Annotated in this window: 18 protein-coding genes; 3 read left to right on the forward strand and 15 right to left on the reverse strand. The window is 61.9% G+C overall.

Annotated elements, in window-relative coordinates; genetic code table 11:
- Window positions 1-88: 88 nt before the first annotated feature.
- From ACIQ36_RS04515 to ACIQ36_RS04570, 12 genes are all read right to left on the reverse strand, one after another.
- Window positions 89-1,738, reverse strand: coding sequence for a leucine-rich repeat domain-containing protein (locus ACIQ36_RS04515; protein WP_395826350.1), 1,650 nt, complete (start codon window positions 1,736-1,738; stop codon window positions 89-91).
- Window positions 1,739-1,866: 128 nt separating this feature from the next.
- Window positions 1,867-2,799 carry a carbohydrate kinase gene (locus tag ACIQ36_RS04520; RefSeq protein WP_395826352.1) on the reverse strand — a complete coding sequence of 311 codons (933 nt, stop codon included), beginning with the start codon at window positions 2,797-2,799 and terminating at the stop codon, window positions 1,867-1,869.
- A 3-nt stretch (window positions 2,800-2,802) separates the two neighbouring features.
- Complete coding sequence (locus ACIQ36_RS04525; RefSeq protein WP_395826354.1) at window positions 2,803-4,431, reverse strand: FGGY-family carbohydrate kinase; 1,629 nt, start codon at window positions 4,429-4,431, stop codon at window positions 2,803-2,805.
- A gap of 36 nt (window positions 4,432-4,467) precedes the next feature.
- On the reverse strand, window positions 4,468-5,241 hold the full coding sequence (locus ACIQ36_RS04530) for an SDR family NAD(P)-dependent oxidoreductase (RefSeq protein ID WP_395826356.1): 774 nt from the start codon (window positions 5,239-5,241) through the stop codon (window positions 4,468-4,470).
- A gap of 52 nt (window positions 5,242-5,293) precedes the next feature.
- Entirely contained in the window at window positions 5,294-6,064 is a 771-nt protein-coding gene (locus ACIQ36_RS04535; protein ID WP_395826358.1) for an L-iditol 2-dehydrogenase, read from the reverse strand.
- The gene (locus tag ACIQ36_RS04540) at window positions 6,061-7,065 is read right to left on the reverse strand and encodes an ABC transporter ATP-binding protein (RefSeq protein ID WP_395826360.1); all 1,005 of its coding nucleotides are present in this window, start codon (window positions 7,063-7,065) and stop codon (window positions 6,061-6,063) included. Before ACIQ36_RS04540 ends, ACIQ36_RS04535 begins: the two co-directional genes overlap by 4 nt.
- 21 nt (window positions 7,066-7,086) lie before the next feature.
- Window positions 7,087-7,917, reverse strand: coding sequence for a carbohydrate ABC transporter permease (locus tag ACIQ36_RS04545; RefSeq protein ID WP_395826362.1), 831 nt, complete (start codon window positions 7,915-7,917; stop codon window positions 7,087-7,089).
- A gap of 1 nt (window position 7,918) precedes the next feature.
- Complete coding sequence (locus ACIQ36_RS04550; protein ID WP_395826364.1) at window positions 7,919-8,791, reverse strand: carbohydrate ABC transporter permease; 873 nt, start codon at window positions 8,789-8,791, stop codon at window positions 7,919-7,921.
- Between the two features lie 67 nt (window positions 8,792-8,858).
- Complete coding sequence (locus tag ACIQ36_RS04555; protein ID WP_395826366.1) at window positions 8,859-10,169, reverse strand: ABC transporter substrate-binding protein; 1,311 nt, start codon at window positions 10,167-10,169, stop codon at window positions 8,859-8,861.
- A gap of 160 nt (window positions 10,170-10,329) precedes the next feature.
- Window positions 10,330-11,280: a sugar-binding transcriptional regulator gene (locus ACIQ36_RS04560; protein WP_395826368.1), complete on the reverse strand. Its 951-nt coding sequence runs from the start codon at window positions 11,278-11,280 to the stop codon at window positions 10,330-10,332.
- Window positions 11,281-11,288: 8 nt separating this feature from the next.
- Window positions 11,289-11,954 (reverse strand): HAD family hydrolase, encoded by a 666-nt coding sequence (locus ACIQ36_RS04565; protein ID WP_395826370.1) that lies wholly within the window; start codon window positions 11,952-11,954, stop codon window positions 11,289-11,291.
- A gap of 62 nt (window positions 11,955-12,016) precedes the next feature.
- The gene (locus tag ACIQ36_RS04570; protein ID WP_395826372.1) at window positions 12,017-13,072 is read right to left on the reverse strand and encodes a quinone-dependent dihydroorotate dehydrogenase; all 1,056 of its coding nucleotides are present in this window, start codon (window positions 13,070-13,072) and stop codon (window positions 12,017-12,019) included.
- 71 nt (window positions 13,073-13,143) lie between these two features.
- On the opposite strand from ACIQ36_RS04570, the gene ACIQ36_RS04575 reads away from it, so the two are divergent.
- A complete protein-coding gene (locus ACIQ36_RS04575) occupies window positions 13,144-13,425 on the forward strand; it encodes a type II toxin-antitoxin system RelE/ParE family toxin (RefSeq protein WP_395826374.1) in 282 nt (93 codons plus the stop codon).
- Between the two features lie 12 nt (window positions 13,426-13,437).
- Window positions 13,438-13,806, forward strand: a complete 369-nt coding sequence (locus tag ACIQ36_RS04580) for a HigA family addiction module antitoxin (protein WP_395826376.1) — start codon at window positions 13,438-13,440, stop codon at window positions 13,804-13,806.
- Between the two features lie 5 nt (window positions 13,807-13,811).
- Here ACIQ36_RS04580 and hemW read toward each other — a convergent pair whose 3' ends face one another.
- Both hemW and rdgB read right to left on the reverse strand, forming a co-directional pair.
- Window positions 13,812-15,023, reverse strand: a complete 1,212-nt coding sequence (gene hemW / locus ACIQ36_RS04585; protein ID WP_395826378.1) for a radical SAM family heme chaperone HemW — start codon at window positions 15,021-15,023, stop codon at window positions 13,812-13,814.
- On the reverse strand, window positions 15,020-15,616 hold the full coding sequence (gene rdgB / locus ACIQ36_RS04590; protein ID WP_395826380.1) for an RdgB/HAM1 family non-canonical purine NTP pyrophosphatase: 597 nt from the start codon (window positions 15,614-15,616) through the stop codon (window positions 15,020-15,022). The genes hemW and rdgB overlap by 4 nt, the downstream gene beginning before the upstream one ends.
- 121 nt (window positions 15,617-15,737) lie before the next feature.
- Here rdgB and ACIQ36_RS04595 point away from each other — a divergent pair, with 121 nt between their 5' ends.
- Entirely contained in the window at window positions 15,738-16,898 is a 1,161-nt protein-coding gene (locus ACIQ36_RS04595) for an MFS transporter (RefSeq protein ID WP_395826382.1), read from the forward strand.
- Here the strand turns inward: ACIQ36_RS04595 and ACIQ36_RS04600 are convergent.
- Window positions 16,883-17,542: an extensin family protein gene (locus ACIQ36_RS04600; protein WP_395826384.1), complete on the reverse strand. Its 660-nt coding sequence runs from the start codon at window positions 17,540-17,542 to the stop codon at window positions 16,883-16,885. The two genes, ACIQ36_RS04595 and ACIQ36_RS04600, sit on opposite strands and share 16 nt — an antisense overlap.
- Between the last annotated feature and the right edge of the window lie 79 nt (window positions 17,543-17,621).

The following is a 17,621-nucleotide window of genomic DNA, read 5'->3' on the forward strand; positions in this document are numbered from 1 at the left end:
CTTCATGTTCCGTCACCATCCGAACGGCGCGGGCGCGGACTTCAGGAGAAAACTTGTTCGTCGTCTTGCTTGTCATAGACCCTACTTCTCACGAGTTGGGGTCTCCGGCAAACTCGGGGCGGTTCACCCAGGCTTGATCGATGATAATCTGATCGCCGAACAGGCCAGGATGATAAAACAGGATTCCGCAGCGGTGGAGGTAGGTCAGAATCGTCGCGTCGCCCGTTTTCACGCCTTTTTCGGTACAGAGGTCGCGGAACCAGTCGCGGCTTCGCAGTTGGTTTTCGGGGGCGTAGGTTCCATCGGCTGCTCGCAGCGCCTCAATCGCCCGCTGAACTTCGGCCCAGGACTGGCCGATATAAAATTCGCCCGTTGTTTCGCGCAGATAGTCGAGCCCGTCGCGGATGGCCGATTTTAAATCGCGGGCTCGGTGGCGGTTAGCGGCACCGAACGCGAGCGAGCGGAAAAAGGCGAACCTTTGCCCCTCCTCCAGAGAGGGGGATTGCTCACTTTTGTGCGTTTCGCATTTGCTTTGCACCCGCAAAACCGGGCTATTGGTCCCCGCATGCTCAGCAATTTGGTCAAACCAATAAGAACGCGGATAATTGCGCGACCAATAGTCGAGTGGATCGGCATATAGGGTTTCTGCGGTCTCCGGCTCCTTATCGGGCGACCAGAGCAGCAGAAACAGCGCGCGATTCCGTAAAAACAGCGCGTGGGTACTATGATAGAGTTCCTGACCGCCGAAATCCCATAAATGTAAAATACTGCTCTCTGGGTGCTCCTCATCGCCGGTCAAGGTCGCCGTCGTCACTTGAATACCGTGGGTACTATCCCACGCAGGATTAAACGGCTCCCGGCGCAAGTGTCGCGCCATCTGGGTTTTGCCCGTGCCGCCATTGCCCAGCAGGAAAAGCTTAACATCCCGGATCAATTTGCTGCCGGTCTCGCGGTCGGTCAGGTAATCGCGCAGGCGTTGTAGGCAATTATCTTCGTAATCCTCAGACAGAAGTTCGCTGGGGACGCCGTTCAGGGAGCTAATTTCGACATGTTGTAAGGCATGGCGATCCCAAAAGCCTGGCGGCACCGTTGTAAGGCAGGTTTCGAGTGCCTCAAATTTTTTTAATTCTAGGCAGGCGCTAAGAGGAGCGATGTCGGTGATTTGAGTGTATGAGCAGTCGAGGCTCTGAAGCTTTGGGCAGTGTTGCAGCCCGTCAAGGCTGATGATTGGGGTATTCCAGCAGCCGAGGTTCTGAAGCTCGGGGCAGTGTTGCAGCCCGTCGAGGCTGGTGATTAGCGTGCCCCAGCAGGTGAGGCTCTGAAGCTCGGGGCAGTGTTGTAGCCCGTCAAGGCTGATGATTGGGGTATTCCAGCAGCCGAGGTTCTGAAGCTCGGGGCAGTGTTGCAGCCCGTCGAGGTTGGTGATTTCGGTGCTTGAGCAGGCGAGGCTCTGAAACATGGGGCAGTGTTGCAGCCCATCGAGGCTGGTGATTTCGGTGCTTGAGCAGTCGAGGCTCTGAAGCTCGGGGCAGTGTTGCAGCCCGTCGAGGCTGGTCAGAGGATTATTCGAGAAATCCAGCGCCTGCAGATGCCTCACCATCGCCAGTTCGGGCGGAAGCGCCTCAAGCTCCAACCCCTCCAAATCCAAAACCCCCGTCTGCGCTTGCGCCTCCTTGGCAATGCGGGCACGGGCCACTTCATAACCATTGGTACCGTCAAATTCAGGAATGATGGGCACAATACGGGTCTTTCCAAAAAGGGCTTAGCCTTTTCGAGATTAACCAATTGTCTTTACATCGGGAAGCTGTAACCCGTCCTCACCTTACGCGCGCCTAAACCATGACGACGGCGACGTTACGGCCCCCCTCAGTTCACCTCATTCCGCCACGGCGGGTTCGCCCCGGCGCGCGAACAGGTGAGGGCGGCGCAGACTGAGGCGAAGCGCAGGCTATCGCCTAAGACTTCGGTCGGCAGTTTGGTAAGCCGGGTCAGCGCGTCCTTCTCCCGCAAGGCCACGAGGAGGGCGGCGAGGAAAGTGTCGCCCGCGCCGATGGTATCGACGACCGAGATTTCCGGCGCGGGAACGTGGATCGGGCCGGAAGCTTTGTGCCACGCGCTCGCCCCGTGCCGCCCGAGGGTGAGCACGACCAGATCGGCCCCATCTTTCAAAAACTGATCGGCCACCACGTCGGGGTTGGCGTCGCCGTAGAGAAAGGCGAAATCCTCGTCCGACAGGCGAATAAGGCGCGCTTCTTTGGCGAAAGTGGCAATGCGGGCGCGGTAATCGGCCAGATCCTTCACCAGCGCCGGGCGGCAGTTGGGATCGAGCGACACCAGGGTGTGCGGCCTGGCGCTGCGGGCCAGGGCCAGGGTTTCGGCGCTGGTCGGATCGTCGATGAGGGTGGTGGAGCCGATGTGAACCGCATCGACCTCCGCCCAGGGAAAGCGGGCCGCATCGAACCGCCAGGCGCGCGCGGCGGTGGCTTTATCATAGAAAGCATAGCGCGCTTGGGTATCGATCAGTTGCACGAAAGCGAGAGTATTCTGGTCGTCGCTGCGGTCGCAAAAACGCAGATCGACGCCGGAGGCTTCGGCGTGATCGGCGATCATTTGCCCGAAGATATCGGTCGAAAGCCCGCCGATGAACCCCGTGGGCGCACCCAGGCGGGCCATGGCGACGGCGATATTGAGGCAGGAGCCGCCGACGGTCGGGCGCATCGCCCCCTGACCCTCTTTCGCTTGCGTCGGCATAAAATCAATCAGGGCGTCGCCGCAGCTTAAAAGCCAACCGTTCGTCATTGTTTATCCTGCCATGATAGTGCGGCTCAGCCGGTCGAGCGCTTGCATATGGGTGAAGACCTGCCGCTTTTTGAGGTGGAAGGCGGCAATGGCCCCGTTTGCGGGTTCGGTGACGGCGCCGATGCGCGATAGGGCCGCCATCGCCGCGCGAAGGGAGGTGAACCGCCCGGCGGCCATCGCCCCCAGCATCGCCGCGCCCAACAGAACCGGCTCGCGCGTGGTGGGATAGGCGACGGTGCAGCCGGTGCAATCGGCCATGATTTGCCGCACCAGGGCCGACCGGCTCGCGCCGCCGCTCATCACCAGGGTCGTGCAGGCGAGCCCCGCCGCGCGGAAGGCGTCGATGACTTGGGCGGTGCTATAGCCCAACCCGCAAAGCGCGGCGAGATAGAGGCGGGTGAGCCCCTCCAATCCAGCTTCGGTATCGAGCCCCAAAATCACGCCGCGCGCGTCCGGGTCGGCAAAGGGCGAGCGGTTGCCGAGCAGGTCCGGGACGATATGCAGCATGTCGGTACTCAGAACGCTGTTCGACGCGGGGCCGCGCGCGAGAATCGCCCGCTCCAGCCATTCTAAGGGGGCGAGGGCGTCGGCCTTGGCGCGGCTCTCCAACTCGGGGAAAGCCGGATGCAGGCGCATGAGATAATCGATGGCAGCCCCTGCGGCCGACTGGCCGCCCTCGTTCAGCCAATAGCCGGGGATCATCGCCGAGTGATACGGCCCCCAGATGCCTTTGACGAACAACGGATGTTCCGTGCTCGCCATGATGCAGGCGGAGGTTCCCATAATATAGGCGACGCGCGCCAAGGGGTCGGGCGCTTCGCCGTTCGGGCCGATGGCCCCGATGGTGCCAACCCCGCCCGCGTGGGCATCGATCAAGGACGCGCCGACCGGGATGCCGGGAATAAGGCCGAGGTCGCGCGCCGCTTCCGGCGTGAGCCCGTCCCCCAAGGCCGTGCCGGGCTCGACGATTTCGGTGCCGATGCGGGCGTAGGCTTCGTCCGGAAACTCCGGCAGGCCAATGGCGCGGAAGAAATCGCCATCCCAGCGCTTCTCGTGGGCAAGATAGGTCCATTTACAGGTAACGGTGCAGGTGGAGCGGGCGAGGCTGCCCGTTGCCCGCGCGGTGAGGTAATCGGACAGATCGAAGAAATGGGCGGCGCGCTTGAAGCTTTCCGGCAAATGGCGCTTCAGCCACAGCAGCTTTGGCGACTGCATTTCTGGCGAAATCGAGCCGCCGACATAATCGAGAACCCGCGCGCCGCTCTGGTTGATTTCCCGCGTTTCCGCCGTGGCGCGATGGTCCATCCAGACGATGATATTGCGGCCGGCCTCGCCGGAGGCACTCACTGAAACCGGTTGGAAAGCGCTATCGACGACGACCAGCGAACAGGTGGCATCGAAGCCGATCCCCCCAATCCGATCAGCGGTAACGCCGGAGGCGGCGAGGGCGTCGCGCGTCGCGGTGCAGACGGCGGCCCAAATATCCTCGGCGGATTGTTCGGCCACGCCCCCCGCGCCGTGCCACAGGCGGATAGGATGTTTGGCGCTGGCGAGCAAAGCCCCGCCCGCGTCGAACACCCCCGCCCGCGCGCTGCCGGTGCCGACATCGATGCCGATAAACGCCTGACCCATCTCCAAACCCCTGTCGTGGTGCCGCCTATCCTACCTCTACCAGCAGGTATAGCCCCCATCGACAACAACCACACTCCCCGTCATGAGGCTTGCAGCATCGGAGGCGAGGAACAGCACGACCGACGCGATTTCTTCGATCTCGCCGAGCCGGGCCATTGGCGTTCCATCGAGCCAAGCTTTGTACATGTCGGGCTTTGACTTCACGAATTCATTCAGCGGGGTTGCAATATAGGTCGGGGCGACGGCATTCACCCGCACGCCGCGCGCGCCCCATTCGGCGGCGAGCGATTTGGTCAGGTGATGCACCGCCGCCTTCGAAGCGTTGTAATAGCTCTGTTCCTGCGGCTTATTGACGATGAAGCCGGACATGGAGCCGATATTCACAATCGTCCCGCCGCCCGCTTTTAACATGTGATTGCCGAAGGCGCGGCAGCACCAGAAGGTGCCGTTGAGGTTCACGTCGAGCACATTCAGCCAATGCTCGTCGGTCACGGTTTCGGCGGGGGTTTCGCTGCGGGCGATCCCGGCGTTATTCACTAGAATATCGATGCGGCCGTATTTGGCGACGGTGGCGGCGGCCACTTCGGTCACTTGCGCGCTATTGGTCACGTCCATCAGTACGGTATCGACTTCATAGCCTTTAGCCTTCATGAGGGCTTGGCCTTCGGCGGCAACCGCCGCGTCGAAATCGGCGATGATGACCTTCGCCCCGGCTTCGGCCAAAGCTTCGACCGAGCCGAGGCCAATGGCACGCCCGCCGCCGGTCACGAGGGCGATACGGTTGGTGAGTTTGAATTTATCGAGATACATGGTGGTTCTTCCACAGCAGCAGAAATAGGAAAAGGGCGGTAGCGGGCTTGGATCAGCTCATCCAGTTGCCGCCATCGACGTTGAGGGTTTGGGCGACGATGAAATCGGCGTCCGCCGAGGCGAGGAACACAGCGGCGCCCGTGTGATCCTCCGCTAAGCCCATGCGCCCGAAAGGAACGGCCTCGCCCACGAGGCGCTTCTTTTCGCCCAAGGGCCGGTTCTCATAGCGGGCGAACAGCGCATCGACTTCGTCCCACATGGGGGTATCGACCACGCCGGGGGCGATACCGTTGACGTTAATGCGGTGTTTAATCAGGTCGAGCCCCGCCGATTGGGTGAGGCTGATGACGGCGGCTTTCGTCGCGCAATAGATCGACACCAACGCCTCGCCGCGCCGCCCCGCTTGGGAGGCCATATTGATGATCTTCCCGCCCGTGCCCTGCGCTACCATCTGCCGCGCGACCGCTTGCAAGGTCAGGAACAGGCCCTTCACGTTGACGGCGAAGAGGAAATCCAGGCTCTCCGGGGTCACGTCCAACACCGGCCCCATATCGAAAACGGCGGCATTATTCACCAGGATATCGATGCGCCCGGCGGTGGCGATCACCTGCGCGACCATCGCTTCAATCGAATGGAGTTTGGTCACGTCGAGCGCCACGGCATGCGCCTTCGGCCCGAGGGAGGCGGCGGCTTTTTCGGCTTCGGCATGATCGCGGTCAGCGAGAAATACCGTTGCGCCTTCCGCCACATAGCGCGCACCGATGGCAAACCCGATGCCGCGCGCGCCGCCGGTAATCACGGCGATTTTATTCTCAAGTTTCATGCGCGTATGGCCTTTCCAGCCGCATCGAAGCGGTGCAGGCGGGTGGGGTCGGGGGCAAGGGCGACGGTTTCGCCGACCTTCAGCCCCACTTCCCCCTGCACCCGCGCCGTCATTGCGCCGATTTCCGGCACGTCGAGATAGAGGAAGGTATCGCTGCCCAAATGTTCGGCGGTGGTGATGGTGCCGCGCCAGCCGTTGCCGTCGCGGGTGGGGTTGAGGTGCTCAGGGCGGATGCCCAGGGTTTTCGCGCCGTGGCGTTCGGCCTCGGCCCCGGTGATGAAATTCATCTTCGGGGAGCCGATGAAGCCTGCGACGAAGAGATTATCGGGGTGATCATAAAGCTCCAGCGGCGAGCCCGCTTGCTCCACCCGGCCCGCGTTGAGCACGACGATTTTGTCGGCCATCGTCATGGCTTCGACTTGATCGTGCGTCACATAAATCGCCGTTGTGGCGAGCTGGCGTTGCAGGCGGGTGATTTCCTGGCGCATCTGCACGCGCAGGGCCGCGTCGAGGTTCGAGAGCGGCTCGTCGAACAGGAACGCTTTCGGCTGGCGCACAATCGCCCGGCCAATGGCAACGCGCTGGCGCTGCCCGCCCGAAAGCGCGCCGGGTTTCCGGTCGAGATAGGGGGTGAGGTTCAGCACGGCAGCCGCAGCATCGACCTTCTTATCGATTTCCGCTTTCGGCAAGCCCGCCATTTTGAGCCCGAAGGCGATGTTATTGCGCACGCTCATATGGGGGTAGAGCGCGTAGGATTGGAACACCATCGACAGGCCGCGTTTGGCGGGCGGCAGGTTCACGACATCCTGCCCGTCAATGAGAATCGCGCCGCCGCTGACATCCTCCAGCCCGGCAATCAGGCGCAGTAGCGTTGATTTCCCGCAGCCCGAAGGGCCGACGAAGACGACGAATTCGCCGTCGTTGATGCTGAGATCGACACCGGGAATAACATCGACCGCGCCGAAGGATTTCTTGATGCCTCGAAGTTGGATCGCGCCCATTGGCGGTTTCTCCTAGATAAGTTATTTCACCGCGCCGAAGGTCAGGCCGCGCACAAGCTGGCGCTGGCTGAACCAGCCGATGATGAGAATGGGGGCGATGGCGAGGGTGGAGGCGGCCGACAGTTTCGCCCAGAACAGCCCCTCGGGGCTCGAATAGGCGGCAATGAACATCGTCAAGGGTGCGGCGGACCGTGTGGTGAGGTTCAGGGTCCAAAACGCCTCGTTCCACGCGAGGATCACGTTCAGCAGCATCGTGGAGGCGATGCCGGGCACGGCCATCGGCAGCAGCACGAAGAAGATTTCCTGGGGAAGGTTGGTGCCATCCATGCGGGCGGCTTCCAGAATCTCCTTCGGAATTTCCTTGAAGTAGGTGTAGAGCATCCATACCACAATCGGCAGATTGCCCATCCCAAGGAGAACCAGCAGGCCCCAACGGTTATCCAGCATCCCCGTGTCGCGGAAAATCAGATAGATCGGCACCAGCGCGCCCACGGCGGGCATCATCTTGGTCGAGAGCATCCACAGCAGCACGTCCTTGGTGCGCTTATTCGGCGCAAAGGCCATCGCCCAGGCGGCTGGAATGGCGACCAAAAGCCCGAAAATCGTGGCCCCGAAGCTGAGGAAAACCGAGTTCCAGGCATGATGGAAGTAATCGCTGCGTTCCTGAACCGTGAGGTAATTTTCCAAGGTCCAATGGAAGAATAGGAACTGCGGCGGCATCGCCGAGGCGTCGACCTCGGTCTTGAAGCTGGTGAGGATCATCCACAGCACCGGGCCGAACATCAGCAGGCCGACGGCCCAGGCGAAACCGGAATTGAGGAGGCGGCGGGGAAGCGGGGTCGAGCGCGCCATATCACGCCTCCAAATTCTTGCCGACGAGGCGCACGAGGAAAAAGGCGACGATATTGGCCAGCACCACGGCGACAATCGCGCCCGCCGAGGCCCCGCCGACGTCGTATTGAATGAGGGCCTGGGCATAGACGAGGAAGGCGATATTCGTTGTCGCAACCCCAGGGCCGCCGCCGGTGGTGACGAAGATTTCCGCAAAGACCGACAGCAGAAAAATCGTCTCGATCATAATGACGACCGTGATCGGGCGGGCGAGGTGCGGCAGAACGATATAAAAGAAATAGGAAAACGGCCCCGCACCATCCATTTCGGCGGCTTCTTTTTGCTCGCCGTCCAAGGATTGCAGCGCGGTCAGCAAAATAAGGGCGGCGAAGGGCAGCCATTGCCAGGCGACAATGAGGATAACCGAGAAAAGCGGCAGTCGCCCGAACCAATCGACCGGCTGAAACCCAAACAGCATCGCCACCCAAGCGAACAGGCCCGAGACGGGGTGCATCAGCAGGTTTTTCCACACCAGCGCGCTCACCGTCGGCATCACGAAAAACGGCGTGATGACCATGATGCGCACGAGCCCCTGGCCGAACATCGGCTGGTCGATGAGCAGGGCGATGCCAATGCCGAGCAGCACGGTAATCGCCAGCACGCCGCCCACCAGCACCAGCGTGTTTTGCAGGCTGGCGAAGAAGTCGGGATCCGACAGGAAATAGGCGTAATTTTCAAACCCCACGAAGCTTTCGGTGCCGGGGGAGAGAAGATTATAGCGCAGGGTGGAGAAATAGAGCGTCAGCCCGAGCGGCACGATCATCCACAAAAACAGCAGGATGACGGACGGCGAGAGGGCGAGACGGGCGGCGATGTTACTATGGCGAGTGGCCATGCCGATGCTCCCAATTCAGAAAAAAAGGGTGACTCCCAGCGGAGTCACCCCCAGTCCGGGAGAGATACTATTTAATGTAACCGGCGCGCTTCATTTCGCGTTCGGTGGTCGCTTGGGCCGATTTCAAGGCTTCCTCAACCGAGGTTGCCCCGGCGATAACGCCCGAGAAGGATTGGCCGACGCGCGTTGCAATGCCCTGGAATTCGGGGATCGCAGCGAATTGCACGCCCACATAGGGCTTCGGCTTCACGGTGCTGTTGATCGGATCGGCGGCGTTGATGGCAGCCAAGGTTAGTTCGGCGAAGGGGGCCGCCTTCAGATAGTCGGGATTGGCGTAAAGCGACTTGCGCGTGCCGGGCGGCACGTTAGCCCAGCCTTCTTTTGCGGCAACAAGCTTGGTGTAATCCTTGCTGGTCGCCCAGGCGACGAACTTTTGCGCCGCGTCGGTCTTTTTCGAGCCCGCCGGAATGGCGAGGTTCCAGGCCCACAGCCAGCCTGCATTCTTACCGAGCCCAGCATTCGGGGCGATGGCGAAGCCGACCTTATCGGCAACGGTGCTTTCCTTGGGGTTGGTCACGAAGGAGGCGGCGACGGTGGCATCGATCCACATGCCGCATTTGCCCGAATTAAACAGCACGAGGTTTTCGTTAAACCCATTGGCGGAGGCACCCGGCGGGCCGGAATCCTTCAGCATCCCGGCATAGGTGGTGAGCGTTTTGGTCCATTCCGGCCCCGTGAACTCGGGGTTCCATTTTTCATCGAACCAGCGCGCGCCCATCGAATTGGCCATTGCCGTCAGGAAGGCCATATTCTCGCCCCACCCGGCCTTGCCGCGCAGGCAGATGCCGTAGGTTTGAGTGCTGGGATCGGTGATTTTCTTGGCGGCGCTGGCGATGAAATCCCAGGTCGGCTCTTTTGGCATCTGCAAGCCTGCTTTTTCAAACAGGTCTTTGCGGTACATCACGAAGGAGCTTTCGCCGTAGAAGGGCGAGGCATAGAGATTGCCGTTTTGGGAAATGCCGGAGCGGATGGCGGGCAGAAGATCGTCCACGTCATAATCCGCGCCGAGCCCATCGAGCGGCACCAGCCAGCCCTGCTTTGCCCAAATTGGCACTTCGTAGGTGCCGATGGTCAGAATATCGAACTGGCCACCTTTGGTTGAAATATCGGTGGTCACGCGCTGGCGCAGTACATTTTCTTCAAGCGTCACCCAATCCACGGTAATGCCGGGATTCTTGGCGGTGAAATCGGACGTGAGCCCCTGCATGCGGATCATATCGCCATTGTTGACCGTGGCGATGGTCAGCTTGGTTTGGGCCGAGGCGGAGAAGGCAAGGAGCGAGACGGCACCCAAGAGAGCGCCGAGGGTCATACGCATGATCTATCCTCCCTGGATATTGAGCATATGTTCTTATAGTGAGCGTATGTTCATTTTCCGAGTGTGCCTTGTCAATCGTAAAACGCGCGCAAGTGTCGCACAGAGGTATTTCTCTGCGCGTTTTTTGCGGTGCAAAATCAGGGATTTAGGGGGCGGGCGATTAGCCCAGAAGCGCGCGGGCCGTAGCTTCGTTGGTAATCAGGCCGCTCAGAATGCGCCCTTTTAGGGCAGCGTGGATGGCCTGAATTTTTGCACTGCCCTGGGCGACGCCGACGATCAACCGTTCGGCGGGAATCTGGTGCGGAACGCTCATAAGGGTGCGGTTGGTCCCGCCTTCCAAAATTTGGCCTTGTGCATCGAAAGCCCACCCGGCGACCTCGCCAATCGCGCCCAGGCGGATCAGGTCCATCAATTCGTCGCGCGAGATGAACCCATCGATATGCAGTTGCGCCTGCCCGTCGATCTGGCCGACGCCGACCAGGGTGACATCGGCCCGCGCCGCCAGCGCCCGGACTTTTCGAACCGCATCGAGCCCCAGCAGCAAATCGCGCTCCTCCGGCGAGGTGGCGAGAATCGGCAGCGGCATCGGGTAATGGCGGGCTTGGGTGAGATCGGCCAAGCGGCTCAGCACGTCGTAGAAGCTGGCGGCCCCGTCGCGCGAGATATTGCCGATCAGGGAGACAACCTCGTGCAGCGGGCAGTTGAGGCGCGGCAGTTGCTCGACCGCCGCCCGCAGCGCGCGCCCAGTGCCGACGCCGATGATAATCGGCTTATCAGAGCGCAACTTTTGTTCGAGAAACGCGGCGGCGGCCTGGGCAATGCCCAAGGTGCTGCTGGTCGAATCGGGGTCGCTCGGCACCACGTCGCAATGCTGAAGCCCATAGCGCGCGGTCAGTTGGGCTGCGAGTTCCATGCAGGCGGCAATCGGGTGGTCGAGCCGGAAGGTAATCAGCCGTTCCGAGACCGCCAGCGACACCAGCCGTTGCGCCGTGGGCCGCGACACGGCAAGCTTGCGCGCAATCTCATCCTGGGTATTGCCCGCGATGAAATAGAGCCAGCCCGCGCGGGCGGCATCGTCAAGGCGCGACGGGTCGTTGTCGCTGCTGGCCATCGGTCGGGTCACACTCCGGCGGGATCGAATTCTTTCATTCTCTTGAATAGGCGATCTGCCCCCGCCGCCGCTAGCATTTCCGCACCGGCGACATTTTGGTAATGGCTGCCGCCGGTAAAGCCCCAAACGATCATCCCCGCCGCCTTTCCGGCCTGAACCCCCGCCAGACTATCTTCGATCACAAGGCAGCGGGCCGGATCGGCGGAAAGGGTCTGTGCCGCGTGCAAAAAGAGGTCGGGCGCGGGTTTGCCGCGCGCCACCATCGCGGCGTTGAACACGCGATTCTCAAAGAACGGCGCAAGCCCCGTTAGGCTTAAGGCTAGGTCCAGCCGGGGGCGCTCCGAGGAGGAGGCGACACAGAAGCGCTGCCCGCGCGCCGTTAGCGCTGTCAGAACCTCGGCAATATCGGGAATCGCGGTTAAATCCCGCTGCATTCGCGCCATCACATCGGCCCGAAAGCGCGGCAGGAAATCATCGGGCAGGGGACGGCCCAGGCGGGTTTGAAAATCCTCGGCAATCGCGGTCACGCTGCGCCCGAGGAAGCGCGCCATCGCCTCGTCTGAGCGCGTTGGTAGGCCAACCTCGGTCAGCAGCGCCGCAAGGCTGGTGCAACTCAACACCTCGCTATCGACCAGAACCCCATCGCAATCAAAGATAACGAGATCGAAGCTCATCCGATCCTCCCGATATTTTTGTTCACGGTAGGATCAATTATGCGAATGAGCAAGCCCGTTGGTTAGGCTTCGACCCCAACCGCCTCGACAAGCCGGGCGTGGCCGTCGTGGGCGAGAAGCTGATCGAGTTCCACCAGAATGCGCCGCACCGCCCAGGGGCCTTGGTAGACCAGCGCCGTGTAAAGCTGGAGGGCGGAGGCCCCGGCTTTGATCTTGGCATAGGCATCGGCCCCGCTGCTGATCCCGCCGACGCCAATCAGTGGCAGGCAGCCGCGCGTTCGGCAAAACACTTTGCGCAGAATATCGGTGGAGGCGGCAAACAGCGGCGGGCCGGAGAGGCCGCCGCGCTCGTTCTTCTCAGAACTGCGCAACGTGTCGGGCCGGGCCAGGGTGGTATTGCTCAAGGTGAGCGCGTCGATGCCTTTTTCGAGCAGCACTTCCAACACGGCGTCGAGCCCCGCTTCATCGATATCGGGGGCGATTTTGGCCACCAGCGGCGGGCGTTTGAGGCCGGGGGTGGCAAAGAGCGCGGCCAGCCGGTCCAGCAAATCGCGCAACGGGCCGGGGCTTAGGAACATCTTGCCGTTCGCCGTATTCGGGCAGGAAATATCCAAGGTCAGAAAATCGGCCTGGGGGGCGAAGGCGCGCGCCAGCAGAACGAAATCATTGGCCGGATCGGCGCTATCGGCATTGGAGGCGAGATTAACGCCGACGATCTGCCCCGGCGTCTTGCGCGCGGCAAAGCGGGCGGCGACGGCGGCCATGCCCTCATTATTAAAGCCCATGCGGTTGATGATCGCCTGATCCGCGCTTAAGCGGAACAGGCGCGGGCGCGGGTTGCCGATTTGCGGCAGGGGCGTGACGCCGCCAATCTCGCCAAAGCTAACGCCTAAGCGCGGAAACTGGTGAAAAGCGCGCGCATTCTTATCGAACCCCGCCGAAAGCCCCAGGGGATGCGGCAGGTCGCGCCCGATAATATGCGTCGCAAGGCGCGGCAGGGGCGGAATCGGCACTTGCGGCACCATCCCGGCAGCGAGCAGCTTCAGCGTGAGGCCATGCGCCTCCTCCGGGTCCATCCGGTGCAGAAACGGGCGGGCGAGGGGGAAGAGATCGATCATGGTGTATCCCCTAGGGCCGTGACGCGATAATAGCGCTTAGCGATAATATCGTTCTGCGCTATTATGGCCGCGTGATAAAGAGTTTTGCCGACAAAACCACACTGTTGATAGCGGAGCGGCGCTGGGTGCGCGGCGTTTCGCGCGAGATTCAGACGGCGGCCTTGGCGCGTATGGAACTGCTGGAGGCCATTCGAGCGGTGGAGGATCTGCGCCTGCCGCCGTCCAACCGCCTGGAGAAACTCGGCGGCGACCGCGCCGGGCAGTGGAGCATCCGGGTCAATCGGCAATGGCGGCTGTGTTTCGACTGGCGCGACGGCCATGCCTGGAACGTCGAACTTGTCGATTACCATTGAGGGGGACTGACGATGGCCTATACCCGGGATTATATCGACCGGCTGGATTTTTCGGATATTGCCGACCTCAGCGATGGCACGCGCATTCCGCCTGTGCATCCCGGGCAAATTCTGCAAAGCGAGTTTCTGGAGCCGCTCGGGATGACGCAATATCGTTTGGCGAAAGCTTTGGGCGTTGGCGCGCGCCGGATTGGCGAAATCGTTTCGGGGCAGCGGGCGGTTACGGCGGATACCGCGTTGCGCCTGCAAAAGCTCTTCGGCCTGCGCGCCGATTTCTGGCTGACGCTGCAAATGCGCTATGATTTGGCCCGCGCCGAACCCGATATGGCGAAAACCCTGGCGGAAATTGCGCCCTGGCCGCTGCCCTCGGCGGCGGAATAATCGCCTCATTGCGCCCCCTCCTCGGGAAGAATCTGCGTCAGCAGGGCGTTCAGCCGCTGCCGTCCCGCCTCGGTGGCGGTCAGATGGGTGTCGGTCTGCGCTAAAAACCCGCCCTCGATCATGCGGGAAAGCCCGGCGGCATCCAAGCTGGCGTCCGGTCGCAGGCCGGTTTCGCGTAAGTAGCGGGCGAGGGGCACGCCTTCGGCGAGGCGTAGCCCCATCATGGTCAATTCGGTGAGCCGGTCGGGCACGGCGACGGGCTCGACCTCGGTCAACCCGTCTTCACCAGCTTCCAAGGCTGCCAGCCAAGTTTCCGGCGCTTTTTGGGCGCGGGTGGCGAGCTTGCGGCCCAGGGGTGCGCCATCGTCCAGGGTCAGCCGCCCATGCGCGCCGGGGCCGACGCCGAGGTAATCGCCGTAGCGCCAATACAGAAGATTGTGGCGGCTTTCCTGCCCCGGCCTCGCGTGATTGGAAATCTCATAGGCGGGCAGTCCAGCGGCGGTCAGCAGTGCTTGCGTCGCCTCATACAGATCGCCCGCCAGCGCATCGTCGGGCAGGGCGAAATCGCCGCGCGCGTGCGCCCCGTAAAAGGCGGTACCGGGTTCGATGGTCAGTTGATAGAGCGACAGATGCCCCACGGCCAAATCCAGCGCTTGCCGCAGTTCGGCTTCCCACGCCGCGACCGATTGGCCGGGGCGGGCGTAGATCAGATCGAAGCTGAAGCGGGGGAAATGCTGGCGCGCCAAGGCAATCGCGCGCCGGGCTTCATCGGGGTCATGGGTGCGCCCCAAGAATCCCAGCGCGTCTTTTTCCAGTGCCTGCACGCCGATGGAGAGACGGTTGACGCCCGCCGCCGCATATCCCGCGAAATTTTCGGCTTCGGCGGAAGTCGGGTTCGCCTCCAGGGTAATTTCCGTGTCGGCGTCGAGCGGCCACAGGTGGGCAATCGTTTCGATCACGGTGCCGACGAGGCGCGGCGGCATCAGCGACGGTGTACCGCCACCGAAGAAAATCGAGGAGACGGTACGATTGCCTAATCCTTGGGCGTCAAATCGGGCTTTTTGCCGCTTTAGGCTGGCGATAAGGCCGCGTTCCCACGCCTTTGCCTCAATTTTCTCCCGAACGTGACTATTAAAGTCGCAATAGGGGCATTTCGAGCGGCAGAAGGGCCAATGGACGTAAACGCCAAAGGCGCGCGGGTCGGGCGGCAGGGTCACGCGAAAACGGCTTTCACCAATTGCTCGAAGGCTAAGGCGCGGTGGCTCATGGCGTGTTTGGCGGCGGCGTCCATTTCCCCGAAGGTTTGGCTATAGCCCTCGGGAATGAAAATCGGATCATAGCCGAAGCCGTTCGGGCCGCGCGCTGGGAAGGTCAGCGTGCCCTCGATAATGCCTTCAAACGTCACGATCTGCCCATCGGGCCAGGCGAGCGACAGGGCGCAATGGAAGGCGGCGCTGCGGTCGGCATTCTCTGCCAATTCGGCCTGCACTCGCGCCATCGCCACCGAAAAATCTTTTCCCGGTCCGGCCCAGCGGGCGGAATAAATGCCGGGTGCGCCGCCGAGACCCGTGACCGACAGGCCGCTATCGTCAGCGAGCGCAGGCTTTCCCGACCCTTCGGCGGCGGCGCGGGCCTTCAGTTCGGCATTGGCGATGAAGGTCAGGCCGGTTTCCTCCGGCTCGGGCAGGCCCAAGGTGCCTGCGGCCACGACCGGCACGGCGAAGGGGCGCAGCAGATCTTCGATTTCGCGGACTTTGCCGGGGTTATGGGTGGCGAGAACCAGGGTATCGCCGGGGGTCCAACGGGGCATAGCGCGGTCTCCACTCTAAAAGGCAGCGGTCTATACCAGCTTCTGCCCAAGGGGCATAGGCATACGACCTATGCCGCCGGGGCACCTCGACGCGGATGCGGGGGCGGGGCAAGGATATCGCATGAAACCATATCTTCGCTTCAGCCTATTCTGTGCTGCTTTTTATAGCGCTTTCGGCGTCGCCACGCCGTTTTTGTCGGTCTGGCTCGATTATCGCGGCCTTACCCCGTCGGAAATCGGCTTGGTGTTCGCGGTTGGTATGGCGGCGAAGGTGGTTTTTACGCTGATGGCCGGGCAGGTGGCCGATCAAGTGGCGCGGAAACGCGATTTAATTGGTTTAACCTTACTGCTGGTCATCGCCCTAATGATCGCGCTAGCCAATTCTTATTCGCTAGGGGCAATCTTGCTGCTCTCGGCGGTGGCGACGGCACTTCAGGCGGCGGTTGTAACGGTTACGGATGCGGTGACGCTGGCGGCGGGGCGCACCCATGGCCTCGTTTATAGTCAGGTGCGGCTATGGGGTTCGGCCTCCTTCCTCGTCGTTGCGCTGGCGATGGGGCCGGTCTTGGAGGCAACGGGTCCGGGGCCGATCATTTACACAATGGCCGGTTTGGCCGTGCTGGGCGTCATCGCCAGCCGGGGCTTGATCGACCCGCCGATGGAGGCCCGCCCGCGCCCGCCGGGCCTGCGCGATATGCTGATGGGGTTTGTCGTCCTGTTGCGAACACGCTCCCTGCGGCGGCTCTATCTCACGGCGGCGCTGCTGCAAAACTCCCATCTCTTCTACTACGCTTTCTCTTCACTCCATTGGCAGAAGATGGGGCTGAGCAAAGATCAGATCGGTTTGCTCTGGGCCGAAGGGGTCGTGTTTGAGATTATTCTGTTTGCCATCGTGCCGCGCGTTTCCCTGCTGCGCCGTCCGGTGGCTTTGCTGGTCGTGGCGGGGATCGCCGGGATTGTACGTTGGTGCGTACTGGGGGCGACCAGCGATTTCACGCTGCTGATTTTCGTGCAGGCCTTGCACGCATTGACCTTCGGCGCGGCCCATTTAGGCGCGATGCAGTTGCTGAGCGAATGCAGCCCAGAGGGGCTATCGGCGCGCGCGCAGGGGCTCTATGCCGCGCTGCCGATGGGGATTGGATCGGGGCTCGCCTATATGCTCGTCGGGCCGCTCTATGGCGCCTTCGGCGGGGCGGGGTTTTATGCGATGGCCGGGCTTTCGGCGGCGGGTATGGCCCTCGCATTCGGCTTGCGCGGGCGTTCTGATCACGCGCCGCAGTAGCGTTGCGGGCCAACGTCTAAATGCAGATGGTCGCGATGGTCGCGGTCGGCGTTTGGCCCGAGGACGACGCTAAAAAGCCCGCAGGCCGATTTTGTCGCCCGGCGGAGGAACTGGCCTTTTGGCCCCTTATCGGCCCAATCGGCCTCCACGCGAATGCGCGTGCCGTCGGTGAGTTCAACCCCGATAATATCGATGGCGCGGCCTTTGGCGTGCTCCGAGAGGCGCGCACGGTTGTTGCGGATCCCACGGCAATTATAAGAGCCGACGTGATCGATGCGTTTGACTTCCTTCTTAAAGAGTTCTTCGGCAAGGGGCTGAAGAATTTCGAACTCAAACCGGGCAATAGCGTAGGCAAGATCGCAGGTGACAACCGTTGCGCGGCTTAACATCATCGTCGAGCGCTGCAGCTTAACACCGTCGACCACACCACATCCATCGGGTGTGGTGAAACTAGCGATAGGCTCGAAATCCCATCCTACTTCCGAAAGATTGGCCTGACAGGCGAGATAGGCTTCGCTGGGGCTTTCAGTTCGCGGCGGGAGGGGCGGCACCGTATCGCGGGGCGGGGCGGGCGGGCGCTGGGCGCAGCCTGCGAGAAGCGCGAGTGCTAGCAGAATACTGCTGATTCGGTAATTTAATCGCAATAAATGTATCGCAAAACCACGCATCAGCTTAGGATCTTTCGTTTGTTACTAACGGCACGAGGATGCCGATTATTTCAGT

Source organism: Elstera sp. (genome assembly GCF_044372965.1).
GTDB lineage: Bacteria > Pseudomonadota > Alphaproteobacteria > Elsterales > Elsteraceae > Elstera.